Genomic DNA, 12,237 nt, shown 5'->3' on the forward strand with positions numbered 1-12,237 from the left:
GCAAGCCCGCTCCCACAGGAGGCACGCATTTCACTCTGAATCTGATGTTTACCTGACCCATTGTCGGCACGGCTTCGTTCGCCCCGAAAAAACCTTTGCAGGAGCACCCCCATGAGCAAACCCGAGAAAACCCCGCCGACGCCCAAAGACGAGCCGTCGCGCATTCGTGAAGGTTTGCCCTTCCCCCTCGGCGCGACCTGGGATGGCCTGGGCGTCAACTTCGCGCTGTTTTCGGCCAACGCCACCAAGGTTGAACTGTGCCTGTTCGACGACACCGGCGAAGTCGAGCTGGAGCGCATCGAACTGCCCGAATACACCGACGAAACCTTCCACGGCTACCTGCCCGACGCCCACCCCGGGCTGATCTACGGCTACCGCGTGTACGGTGCGTATGACCCGGCCAACGGCCACCGCTTTAACCACAACAAGTTGCTGATCGACCCCTACGCCAAGCAACTGGTGGGCGAACTGAAATGGTCCGAGGCGCTGTTCGGCTACACCATCGGCCACCCGGACGACGACCTCAGTTTCGACGAACGCGACAGTGCGCCCTTCGTGCCCAAGTGCAAGGTCATCGACCCGGCGCACACCTGGGGCAACGACCAGCCGGTGCGTGTGCCATGGGACCGCACGATCATCTATGAAACCCACCTGCGCGGCATCAGCATGCGCCACCCTTCGGTGGGCGAAGCGGTGCGCGGCACCTGCGCCGGGCTGATGGAGGACGATGTGCTCAAGCACATCCGCCAGCTCGGTGTGTCGTCGGTGGAATTGCTCCCCGTGCACGCCTTCGTCAATGACCAGCACCTGCTGCAAAAAGGCATGACCAACTACTGGGGCTACAACAGCATCGCGTTTTTTGCCCCTGACCCGCGTTACCTGGCCAGCGGCAAGATCGCCGAGTTCAAGGAGATGGTCGCGCACCTGCACGAGCAGAAACTCGAAGTGATCCTCGACGTGGTCTACAACCACACCGCCGAGGGCAACGAGCGCGGCCCGACCCTGTCCATGCGCGGGATCGACAACGCCTCGTACTACCGCCTGATGCCGGATGACAAGCGCTTCTACATCAACGATTCCGGCACCGGCAACACCCTGGACCTGAGCCACCCGTGCGTGCTGCAAATGGTCACGGACTCCCTGCGCTACTGGGCCAACGAGATGCACGTGGATGGGTTCCGCTTCGACCTGGCGACCATCCTCGGCCGTTACCGTGATGGTTTCGACGAGCGCCACAGCTTCCTCGTCGCCTGCCGCCAGGACCCGGTACTGCGCCAGCTCAAACTCATCGCCGAACCCTGGGACTGCGGCCCCGGCGGTTATCAAGTAGGCAACTTCCCGCCGGGCTGGGTGGAGTGGAACGACCGCTTCCGCGACACCGTGCGCGCCTTCTGGAAAGGCGATGACGGCCAGCTGGCCGATTTTGCCGCGCGCATGACTGCCTCCGGCGAGATGTTCAACCATCGCGGGCGTCGCCCCTACAGCTCGGTGAATTTCATCACTGCCCACGACGGCTTCACCCTGCACGACCTGGTGTCGTACAACGACAAGCACAACGAGGCCAACGACGAGAACAACCAGGACGGCAGCAACAACAACCTGTCCTGGAACCACGGCGTCGAAGGCCCCACCGACGACCCGGAAATCAACGCGCTGCGCTTGCGCCAGATGCGCAACTTCTTCGCCACCCTGCTGCTGGCCCAGGGCACGCCGATGCTGGTGGCGGGTGACGAGTTCGCGCGCACCCAGCACGGCAACAACAACGCCTATTGCCAGGACAGCGAAATCGGCTGGGTCAACTGGGACCTGGATGAGGACGGCAAGGCGCTGCTCAAGTTCGTCAAGCGCCTGATCAAGCTGCGCCTGGCCTACCCGATCCTGCGGCGTGGGCGCTTCCTGGTGGGCGACTACAACGAAGACATCGGCATCAAGGATGTCACCTGGCTCGCCCCGGACGGCAACGAAATGACCACCGAGCAATGGCATGACAGCCAAGGCCGTTGCCTCGGCATGCTGATGGATGGCCGGGCGCAAGAGACCGGGATCCGTCGCCCCGGTGCCGACGCCACCCTGTTGCTGGTGGTGAACGCCCACCACGACATGGTCAATTTCCGCCTGCCGCCAGTGCCGGAAGGCGAGTTCTGGACCTGCATGGTCGATACCAATCAACCCTCGGTACGTGGCCAGGAACGCTTCGAGTTCGATCACGAGTACGCCGTGACCGGCCGCTCACTGCTGCTGTTTGAACTGCAACATTCGGAAGAGGTGTGAGATGACGCTCCACGGGTTCCTTCAGGACAGCCGGAATTATGGCAACACGCAGGCACTGGGCGAGGCACTGAAGGCGCTTCAACGCGCAGAGCTGGACTGCCTGCCGCTGCCGGGCAGCGGCGAAACCCTGGAGCGCTTCCGCCGCTTGGCGCAGGTCGCAGGCCATGATCTGGGCCTGTGCAAGCTGTTTGAGGGGCACACCGACGCCTTGGCGATCATTGCCGAACTGCACGGCCCGCTGCCGCCGTCGGGCAGCACCTGGGACATGTGGGCCGCCGAGCCACCGACGGCCAAGGTCCGCGTACGCCGGGATGGCCAGCACTGGGTCGTCGACGGGCGCAAGGCCTGGTGCTCCGGCGCGGCCGTGGTCAGCCATGGGTTGTTGACCGCCTGGAATGAGGCGGATGAGCAGCAGTTGGTCGCCGTCCCCATGGATCAACCGGGGGTCACAGTGACGGACGCCGGCTGGCACGCCGTGGGCATGGCGGCCACAGGCAGTGTGGAAGTTGTGTTCAGTGGCGCCACAGGCGTGGCAGTCGGCGGGCCGGGGGATTACCTCGCGCGCCCCGGTTTCTGGCAGGGAGGGATCGGCATCGCCGCCTGCTGGTACGGCGCCGCGCAGCGCCTGGCTGAAACGCTGCGTGCGCTCTGCACGCAACGCCCGGCCCCCCATGCCCTCGCCCACCTGGGCGCGGTGGACAGTGCATTGAACAGCGCGGCCTGCGTTTTGCGCGCGTGTGCCCGGCAAGTGGATCAGCAACCGTTGGCCAATGCCCAGCCATGGGCGCAACAGGCCCGCGCCTGTGTCGAGGACAGCGTGGAGCAGGTGATCCGCCACGTCGGTCGCGCCGTCGGGGCGGGCCCGTACTGCAAGGATGCGCACTTTGCGCAGTTGATGGCGGACCTGCCGGTGTATGTCCGCCAGAGTCATGCCGAACGCGACCTGGCTGCGCTGGGTGAAAATGTCGTCGGTGCACCCACAGGAAGGTGGCAGTTATGAAACCCAATCCGATCGTCGGCCAGGACACGCCGCTGCACTGTTGGCAGGCATCCACACAATTGGCGCAAGTGGCCCACATCAGCGTCGCGCAATTGGTGCCCGAGGGGTGTCGCGCGGTGATTATCGCGCCGCACCCGGATGATGAAGTACTCAGTTGTGGCGGGCTGTTGCAAGGGTTGGCGGCGTTGGGGCGGCCCGTGCAGTTGATCTCCGTCACGGATGGCAGCGCCAGCCACCCAGGTTCACGCCGTTGGCCGGTGGCGCGGCTGAATGTGGTGCGCCCGCAAGAATCGGCCCAGGCCCTGCAGCGCCTAGGCCTGCCACTGCAAGGCCTGACATGGTTGCGCGCCGGGTTTGCCGACAGCCAGGTGGCCGCCCGCGAGGGGGAACTCGCCGCGTTTATCGGCCGCCATCTCACGCCCACGGACGTGGTGTTCGCCACGTGGCGCGAGGACGGCCATTGCGACCATGAAGCCGTGGGCCGCGCCAGCGCCGTGGCGGCGCAGGCCGTTGGCGCGCGGTTGTATGAGCTGCCGGTGTGGGCCTGGCATTGGGCGTCCCCCGAAGACAGCCAGTTGCCCTGGCACCGCGCGCGCAAAATCCCGTTGACCCGCGCTGCCGTGGCGCGCAAACGCCATGCGATCCATGCGTTTGCCAGCCAGCTGGAGGGTGACCCGCAGATCGGCTTGCCGGCGGTCTTGCCGCCGCATGTGGTGGAACGTCTGCTGCAACCGTTCGAAGTGGTGTTTGTATGAGTGTGGCCACGCCGTATTTTGACCAGTTGTTTGCCGGCAACGATGACCCCTGGGCCTTTCGCCAACGCTGGTATGAGCGCCGCAAACGCGCACTGACCCTGGCAGTGCTCACGCGCCCACGGTACGCCTCGGTGTTCGAACCCGGCTGCGCCAACGGCGAGCTGAGCGCCGAGCTGGCACCCCGCTGTGATCGCCTGCTGTGCTGCGACACGGCAAGTGCCGCCGTCGCACTGGCGCGCAGCCGCTTGCTCGGGTTCGCCCACGCGCGGGTGGAGCAAGCGCGCCTGCCCGAGCAATGGCCGAGCGAACGGTTCGACCTGATCGTGTTGAGCGAGTGGTGTTACTACCTTGATGTGGCGGACCTGCACCGGGTAATCGAACACGCCCTTGGCTCGCTGAGCGACGACGGGCAACTGCTCGCCTGCCACTGGCGCCCGCCCATCGAGGGTTGCCCGCAAACGGCGGACCAGGTGCATGCCGTGCTGGCGCAACGTTTGGGAATGGCACAGGTGGTGAGCCATCACGAACCCGATTTCCTGCTCGATCTCTGGAGCCGCGACGGCCGCTCGGTGGCGACACTCGAGGGCCTGCAATGATCGGCGTGCTGATTCCCGTGCATAACGAAGAAGCCTTGCTGGCGGAATGCTTGAAGGCCGCTGTGATCGCCGCCAACCACCCTGGGCTGTTGGGCGAACGGGTCCAGGTCCTGGTGCTGCTCGACAGTTGCAGTGACAGCAGTGCGCAGATCGCCCAGGCCTACCCGGTGCACAGCCTGTCGGTGCAGGCGCGCAACGTGGGACGGGTGCGCGGCATAGGCGCCCGGCACTTGTTGAACCAGGGCGCGCGGTGGATTGCCTGCACGGATGCCGACAGCCGCGTGGCGCCAGACTGGTTGGTGGCGCAATTGGCGCTGGGGGTCGAGGCCGTGTGTGGAACGGTCACCGTAGACGCCTGGAGTGAAGGCTTCGATCCGGCCGCGCAGATCCGCTATCACCAGGCCTATCAAGCCCGGGACGGGCACCGGCACGTGCACGGCGCCAACCTGGGCATGAGTGCCGGCGCTTACGTGCGAGCCGGCGGCTTCGAGCCCCTGGCGTGCCATGAAGATGTGCAGTTGGTACGCAATCTGGAGCGCTGCGGGGCCTCCATTGCCTGGAGCCACACCCCGCAGGTGATCACCAGTGCCCGCCTCGATTGCCGCGCCGAGGGCGGCTTCGGCGATTACTTGAAGAGCCTGATGCACGCCCCGTGAAAAAAACGACATTGCAAGATGTAAAAGCGACCAGTCCTTGACTATGCTGAGGACGCCTTGCTGGCAATCCAGGGTTGGAGTGCCGCGCAATCACCACAGCGGAGCCTGTGGTGAATAAAAGAGCGTCGTCCCGTCAACGGGGTACGACCCGCATTCACCGACAAGGACGTGACACCCATGAAGCTTGCCTCGTTAAGCGAAGGCCGCCGTGGCCCGGCGCAAATCTGGAACAGTGCGCCACAGCTGGCGCAAATCCCCGTGATCAATCCGAGCACGCTGGTACCGCCGGGCGCCCGCGTGGTGGTGATTGCCCCGCACCCTGGCGATGAAGTGCTGGCCTGCGGTGGCTTGCTGCAACTGCTCAGCACCCTCGATCACCCGCTGCAACTGATTTCGCTCACCGACGGTAGCGCCAGCCACCCGGGTTCCAACGTCTGGCCGGCGAGTCGCTTGAGCGTGGTGCGCCCCCAGGAAAGCGTCGAGGCGCTACGCCGCCTGGGCATGCCATTGCACAGTTTGAAGTGGATTCGCGGCGGTTTTTGCGACAACGCCCTGGCCGCGCGCGAGCAACCCTTGAGCCAATTTATCGCGCGCTACCTGCAACCGGGCGATGTGGTCTTCAGCACCTGGCGCAACGACGGCAACGACGACCATGATGCCGTGGGCCGCGCCAGCGCAAAGGCGTGCAGCTTGACGGGGGCACGGCATATCGAACTGCCGATCTGGGCCTGGCACTGGCCCGCGCGCGAAGCCTCGGTCATCCCCTGGCAACGAGCCCGCAAGGTGCGCCTGGATAGCTGGAACGTGGCGCGCAAACTGCACGCCACCCATGCCTACGCCAGCCAACTGGCCGGCGACCCCGAGATCGGTCTGGCGCCCATGCTTGCCCAGGTGCTGCTGGAGCGTATGCGCGAGCCGTTTGAAATCATTTTTGCCTAGGTCCCCACTCGTCTGGACCTGTTATTTCTTACAGTAGCGACCCAGGCCATCCCCGACTAAGGTAAAAAAGCGCTGCACAGGTTGAGGTGCAGTCGAGAAACCCATGCCAACCCTTTGCATTGGCCGGTGTTTTTGAGCAGGTAACCCGTCGTCCCTGGTTCGTATCGCGCACAACGTTGTCATGGTCAGAATCCCACCTGCCGACGCGGGTGCCGGAATAACGCCCCTCTGCTCGAGGACGGATCATGCGCGTATGCACACCTCCCCTGCTCTACCTGAGTCTCGCCGCCTCTGCGCTGTTCACCTGGCCGCTGCTGGCACAGGCCGCCTGCACCGTCAGCGGCAGCCCTGCGAGCGGTCAGGTGTTTACCTGTGTCAGCGGCACCGACCCCGGTATCAGCGCCCTGACGGGTGACAACCAGGTGCTGTTCCCCAGCGGCAACAGCACGATCAACGGCAATGTGACACTGGGCCCGGGCAACGATCTGGTCCAGTTGGACGCACCGGACACGCGGATCAACGGTGCGGTGAGCATGGGCGATGGCGCGAACATCTTTCGCCTGAACAAGGGCACGATCAGCGGCGCGGTCAGCCAGGGTTCGGGCGCCGATATCGCACAAATCAGCGGTGGCCAGGCGGGAGCGATCAGCCAGGGGGCCGGCGTTGACAATTTCTCCCTGAGTGGCGGCACCATCGCCTCGCTGGCCCAGGGCGATGGGCACGACAAATTCTTCATGAGTGGCGGCACGATCACCGGTGCGTTCGAAGACGGCGATGATGCCAAGATGACCGGCGGCACGATTGGCCGGGTGGATATGAAACTCGACAAAAACCTCTTCGACATGAGTGGCGGGACCATCATCAACAACCTGGTGACCGGCTTTGACAGCGACACCATCTTGATCTCGGGCACCGCCTATATCGGCGGCAACGTCAGCACCAGCGGCGGCTCGGACACCATCACCGTCACGGGCGGCACCCTCAACGGGCAAGTCCTCGCCAGCACCGGCGAGGACCACTTCAGCTGGATCGGCGGTGGCCGAGTCAACGGGTTCATCCTGCTGGGCCCCGACAACGACACGGCGCTGTTGCAGAACCTCAATGAAACCCTGCTGTCTGCCACATCAGTGATCGACGGTGGCACCGGCACCGACACGCTTACCTTCGACAACACCCAGGCTGCGACGCCCGGGCGCTACTCCAGCTGGGAGCAGGTGACGCTGGACAACAACGCCAGCTTCAACCTCGGCGGTACATTTGTGCTGGGCGACACCGGTACCGGTACCGGCACGATGACGATCAATGGCAGCAGCAAACTGTTGGTCAACACCGGTGCCATCAGCGCCTTCACTGCCGGGCAGTTGGTGACCCTGAACAACCGCGGCATGATCGAGATGAACAGCACCAACGCCTCCACCACTGACACCCTGACGGTCAACGGCAATTACATCGGCATGGGTGGCGGGATCGCGCTGCAAAGCGTGTTGGGCGGCGACGGTTCCGCCAGCGACAAACTGGTGGTCAGCCAAGGCACGATCCAGGGCAGCACCGCCATCAGCGTCACCAACGTTGGCGGCGCGGGTGCCGCCACCTTGCAGGACGGCATTCAAGTGGTGCTGGCCAGCAACGGTGCCAGCGGCGGCGCCAGCGCGTTTACCTTGGCCGGTCCGGTGTCTGCCGGGGCGTTTCAGTATCGCTTGTTCAAGGGGGGCGTCACGCCCGGCACCGCAGAGAACTACTACCTGCGTTCCACCGTGCCGGTCACCCCGCCTGACCCGGTAATTGTCGTGCCGCTTCCCAGTCCCGGGCCCGACGAGCCGCCCCTGCCGCCCAACCCGGGGATCACGCCGATTCCGATCTACCGCCCCGAAGTGCCGATCTACGCTGCGCTGTTTCCAGCCGCCCAGCAAATCGTCCAGGGCATGCTGGGCACCTACCACGAACGCATGGGCGAGCAGAGCCAACCACAGAGCGACCCTCTTCGCGCAGGTTGGGGCCGCGTCTACGGCAGCAGCAGCCGGCAACGCTTCGCCGGCACGGTCAGCCCCACGCTCAACAGCTCGATCAGCGGCTTTCAAGTGGGCAGCGACCTCTTTACCCACAGCACGGACGACGGCCAGGTGCTGCATGCCGGGTTTTTCGTCGGCCACAGCCGCTTGCGGGGCGATATCAAAGGTTTCAATGGCGGCTGGCAGGACAACGACGCAGGCAGCACCACCCTGCGCGGTGACAGCCTGGGCGCTTATCTGACGCTGATTGGCACCCACCAGGCTTATCTGGATGTGGTGTTGGTGGGCACGCGACTGGACGGCCACAACGCGTCTGACCGTGGCGTGAAGATGAAGACCCGTGGGCACAACGTCTCGGCCTCGGCGGAAGTCGGCCGGCCGTTCCAGGTAACGCCCCACTGGGTTGTAGAGCCCCAGGCCCAGTTGATCGTTGGCAAGACCCGACTGGACAGCCAGAACGACGGTATCTCCGACGTTGCGTACAAAGCCGACACCACCGTCACCACCCGCCTGGGCGTACGCCTGCGCGGTGATTACCACGTCAGCGGCATGCCGTTGCAACCCTATGCGCGCGCCAACGTCTGGCACACCGCAGGCGGAAAAAACACCGTGACCTTTGCCGACGTCACCGACATCGATACCGAACAGAAATCCACCACCCTGGGCGTCAGCCTCGGCGCCAACCTCACGGTGGCGCCGGGCGTCAGCCTTTACAGCGAAGTGGGTTTCAATCGGAACCTGGACAGCAATGCCTTCAATGGCCGCCAAGGCACGCTGGGCCTAAGAATGTCATTTTGACGCCCTCGCCACAGGTTGCTGTTTTACCCTTAGAAATCCACCGTTGCCGACAACTCGAACGTACGCGGCGCGCCCAACCCAAGGCTTGACGTCAACGGCATGCCCCAGTACGCCTTGTCGGTGACGTTGGTCACCGTGCCACGCAAGGTCACCGGCCGCCCGGCGACCTGCATCGCATACCGCGAGCCCAGGTCGAAAATCGTGTAGCCGGGGATCGACTGCGCGTTGTCATCGCTGATGTATTGCTGGGAAACTGCCGTCGCGTTGGCCGTCAAGGTCAGGCCGGACACCACCGGCGTGTCCCATTCCACCCCGAGCTTGCCTTGCAGCTTGGGCAAACCGGTGGCCGTCTTGCCTTCATCATCGCCCCCCGGCGACTTGGTGATCTTCGGATCCACATGGGCCACGCCGCCCATCAGGCGCACATCGTCGATGGGCGAGCCGAAGAAGCCCCACTCGATCCCACGGTTGCGCTGCTCACCACCAAAGGAAAACACATTGGTCACCGGATCGGTCGAGCTGCCCGGGCGTTCGATCTGATACAGGCTGAGGGTGTGGGTGAACGTGCCCAGGTCGAGCTTGAGGCCGATCTCCTTCTGCTTGGATTTATACGGGGCAAACACATCGCCGTAGTTGGCCGCTGTCATCGGCGCCATCGCGCCTTTGCTCAGGCCCTCGATGTAGTTGGCGTACACCGAAACCTGCTCCGTGAGCTTGACCACCACGGCTGCGGCGGGCGTTGTCGCGCTTTCGTCATAGCCGGGCTTGTTACGGGCGCCGGTGGTGGTATTGAAGGTGTCCGTGACCACGTTCTGGCGGCGCACGCCAAGCGTCAACTGCACCTTGTCGTCCAGGACCGACAAGGTATCCGCCACGCCGTAGCTGGTCAGCGTGGATTCGGTGTGTGCCACCGGCGCAAAGCTGCGCGGCGCCTCGGGGCCCCAGGTCGGGTGATAGATATTGGTCAGCCAATCCGCACCGGGCACCCAACGCCGGCCGTAGTCCTTTTGCTTGTCGGCATACCGCGTGGCGTTGACCACCCACTGGTGCCCGACCGGCCCGGTCTGCCACTTACCCTTGAGCCCCGCCTCGCCCGAGGTTTTCTCGATGTCCATCTTCAACTGGCCCATGCTGGTCTTCAAATCCCCGGCGTTGTTGATCACCTGGGCCGACATCGCGCCGCTGTAGCGGTAGTGGGTTTCGCTGGCACCGAACGCCGCGTAGGCCAGCAGGTGCTCGGTCAGGTCAAACTCGCCGCGCACAATCGCGCCCTGGTCCTTGGTATCGACAAACGCCCAGTCCGGGTTGAGCAAGGTGTCGGACTTCGGCGGCTTGGGCACGGCCACATTCGCCGCCAGGCTGATCCCACGGTTTTGCCCGCGCACACGGTCTTCGCTGTTGTAGAGGTCGGCGGACAGCCGCGCACGCTCGCCGCGCCAATCCAGGCCCAACGAATTCAACTGGGCTTTCTGCTGTTGCTGCTCGGTCGCGGTGTCGCCATCGCGGTACATGCCGTTGAAGCGCACGCCAAATTGCTGCTCGTCGCCAAAGCGCCGGCCGACGTCGAGGTGGCCGCCGAACTGCGCGTCGGACAGGTAGGTGGTGGTGAAGCGCGTCAGCGGCTGCGCACCGGCACGCTTGGGCACCAGGTTGACCATGCCACCCACCGAACCGCCCGGCGGCATGCCGTTGAGCAGCGCCGACGGGCCCTTCAACACTTCGATGCGCTCGTACATTTCCGGCGAGATGCGGTAGTACGGCGCCACGCCAAACAGTCCGTCGATGGTCACGTCGCTGATGCTGGTGGCAAAACCACGGATCGAATAGTTCTCGCTGTAGGTGCCCTTCAGGCCATTGCTGAATACCGCAGGGTCGGTGGCGGCGATCACATCGGTGACGGTCTGGGCCTGGCGATCGGCGATGTATTTTTCCGTGTAGCTGATGGTGCTGAACGGCGTTTCCATAAAGTCCTTGTTGCCCAGCAGGCCGAGGCGGCTGCCGTATGCCACCTGGTCACCGGCGTAGGTCAGCGGCAGCTCTGTGGCCGGCGCTTCACCCTCGACGCGAATGGCGGGCAAGGTGGACACGCGGTTTTCTTCGGCTTGCGCCAGTTCTTCGGCGAATGCGGGGGCGCTGCTGATCGCCAGCCCGAGCAAGGCCATGGCGGCAAAACCCGGACGAGCGGGCACAGGGGTACGTGTACGGTGAGTCATGGAAGGCTCCGTAAGGTGGGATGTTTTTTTAGTGTTGGCAGTTTGAAGCGGGGTTAACGCCTGGAATCAGGGTTGATAGCCCTGGATCACATCGGCGATCACTTGCTTGATCGAGCTCGGGCTGGCCGCCATGACGTACCAGGCATCGGCATCGACAAACACCACGCGCCCGGTTTTCCAGGCCTTGGTCTGGCGCAACAACGGGTTGCCCAGGGTGTGCGCGTTGAGCAACGGGCGGTGCTCCATCACGGCCGTGCGGTCGACCACGTAGAGAATGTCCGGGTTGGCCTGCTGGATGAATTCACTGGAAATCGGCTGGCCATGCAAGCCGGCCTCGGCGGTCGGGCTCGCCGGTTTCACCCCCAGCTCGGTGAACACAAAGCCGTAGCGCGACTGCACGCCAAACGAGCTGAACGCGCCGTTGTTATGCAGCACCACCAAGGCGCGCTCGGGGCGCTCGGCGGTGATGCGTTTCGCTTCTACGACCTTGGCGTCGAGGGCGGCGACCTGTTGTTGCGCCAGGGTGGACTTGTCGAAAAGTTGCCCGAGGGTCAGCAGGTGCTGCTTGATCACCTCGATATGGCGCTTCTGGCTGTCGCGGTAATCCACGTCGAAATGCACGGTGGGCGCGATCTCGCTGAGTTCGCCGTAGTGCGGGGCCTGCAACGAGGTGATCAGGATCAGGTCCGGCTTGGCCGCGTGCACCCGCTCCAGGTTCGGCTGGACGATAGCGCCGGTGTCCACCACCGCCGCGTCGTCCTTGTAGCGTTGCAGGAACGGCGGCACGAAGTCCTTGGGCATGCCGGCCACCGGTACGCCCAGTTGGTCGAGGAAGTCCACTTCGTTCATGTCCAGGGCGACTACGCGTTGTACGGGCGGCTGAACCCGTGTGGTGCCCAACGCGTGCGTCACGCTGATCGGTGCGGCGGCCGAAGCCGGGCCGGCGCCGAGGGCGACCAGTAACAGGGCTGATGCCCAAGCGGTGTGTTTGCGCTTCATG

9 protein-coding genes are annotated in these 12,237 nt (G+C 64.4%); 7 read left to right on the forward strand and 2 right to left on the reverse strand.

Features of this window, described 5'->3' with window-relative positions; translation table 11 throughout:
- The first annotated feature begins 111 nt into the window (after positions 1-111).
- From glgX to B348_RS0118975, 7 genes are all read left to right on the forward strand, one after another.
- On the forward strand, positions 112-2,271 hold the full coding sequence (gene glgX / locus B348_RS0118945; RefSeq protein ID WP_017737649.1) for a glycogen debranching protein GlgX: 2,160 nt from the start codon (positions 112-114) through the stop codon (positions 2,269-2,271).
- Position 2,272: 1 nt separating this feature from the next.
- Positions 2,273-3,271 (forward strand): acyl-CoA dehydrogenase family protein, encoded by a 999-nt coding sequence (locus tag B348_RS0118950; protein WP_017737650.1) that lies wholly within the window; start codon positions 2,273-2,275, stop codon positions 3,269-3,271.
- Entirely contained in the window at positions 3,268-4,026 is a 759-nt protein-coding gene (locus B348_RS0118955; RefSeq protein ID WP_017737651.1) for a PIG-L deacetylase family protein, read from the forward strand. Before B348_RS0118950 ends, B348_RS0118955 begins: the two co-directional genes overlap by 4 nt.
- Positions 4,023-4,622, forward strand: coding sequence for an SAM-dependent methyltransferase (locus B348_RS0118960; protein ID WP_017737652.1), 600 nt, complete (start codon positions 4,023-4,025; stop codon positions 4,620-4,622). Before B348_RS0118955 ends, B348_RS0118960 begins: the two co-directional genes overlap by 4 nt.
- Positions 4,619-5,278 carry a glycosyltransferase family 2 protein gene (locus B348_RS0118965; protein ID WP_017737653.1) on the forward strand — a complete coding sequence of 220 codons (660 nt, stop codon included), beginning with the start codon at positions 4,619-4,621 and terminating at the stop codon, positions 5,276-5,278. Before B348_RS0118960 ends, B348_RS0118965 begins: the two co-directional genes overlap by 4 nt.
- Before the next feature lie 177 nt (positions 5,279-5,455).
- A complete protein-coding gene (locus tag B348_RS0118970) occupies positions 5,456-6,217 on the forward strand; it encodes a PIG-L deacetylase family protein (RefSeq protein WP_017737654.1) in 762 nt (253 codons plus the stop codon).
- Between the two features lie 245 nt (positions 6,218-6,462).
- The gene (locus tag B348_RS0118975) at positions 6,463-9,024 is read left to right on the forward strand and encodes an autotransporter outer membrane beta-barrel domain-containing protein (protein WP_017737655.1); all 2,562 of its coding nucleotides are present in this window, start codon (positions 6,463-6,465) and stop codon (positions 9,022-9,024) included.
- A gap of 29 nt (positions 9,025-9,053) precedes the next feature.
- Here B348_RS0118975 and B348_RS0118980 read toward each other — a convergent pair whose 3' ends face one another.
- Positions 9,054-11,237 carry a TonB-dependent siderophore receptor gene (locus tag B348_RS0118980; protein ID WP_157356528.1) on the reverse strand — a complete coding sequence of 728 codons (2,184 nt, stop codon included), beginning with the start codon at positions 11,235-11,237 and terminating at the stop codon, positions 9,054-9,056.
- A 66-nt stretch (positions 11,238-11,303) separates the two neighbouring features.
- On the reverse strand, positions 11,304-12,236 hold the full coding sequence (locus B348_RS0118985) for a siderophore ABC transporter substrate-binding protein (protein WP_017737657.1): 933 nt from the start codon (positions 12,234-12,236) through the stop codon (positions 11,304-11,306).
- Position 12,237: the final 1 nt, after the last annotated feature.

The sequence above is a fragment of the Pseudomonas sp. CBZ-4 genome (assembly GCF_000346755.1).
Classification (GTDB): domain Bacteria; phylum Pseudomonadota; class Gammaproteobacteria; order Pseudomonadales; family Pseudomonadaceae; genus Aquipseudomonas.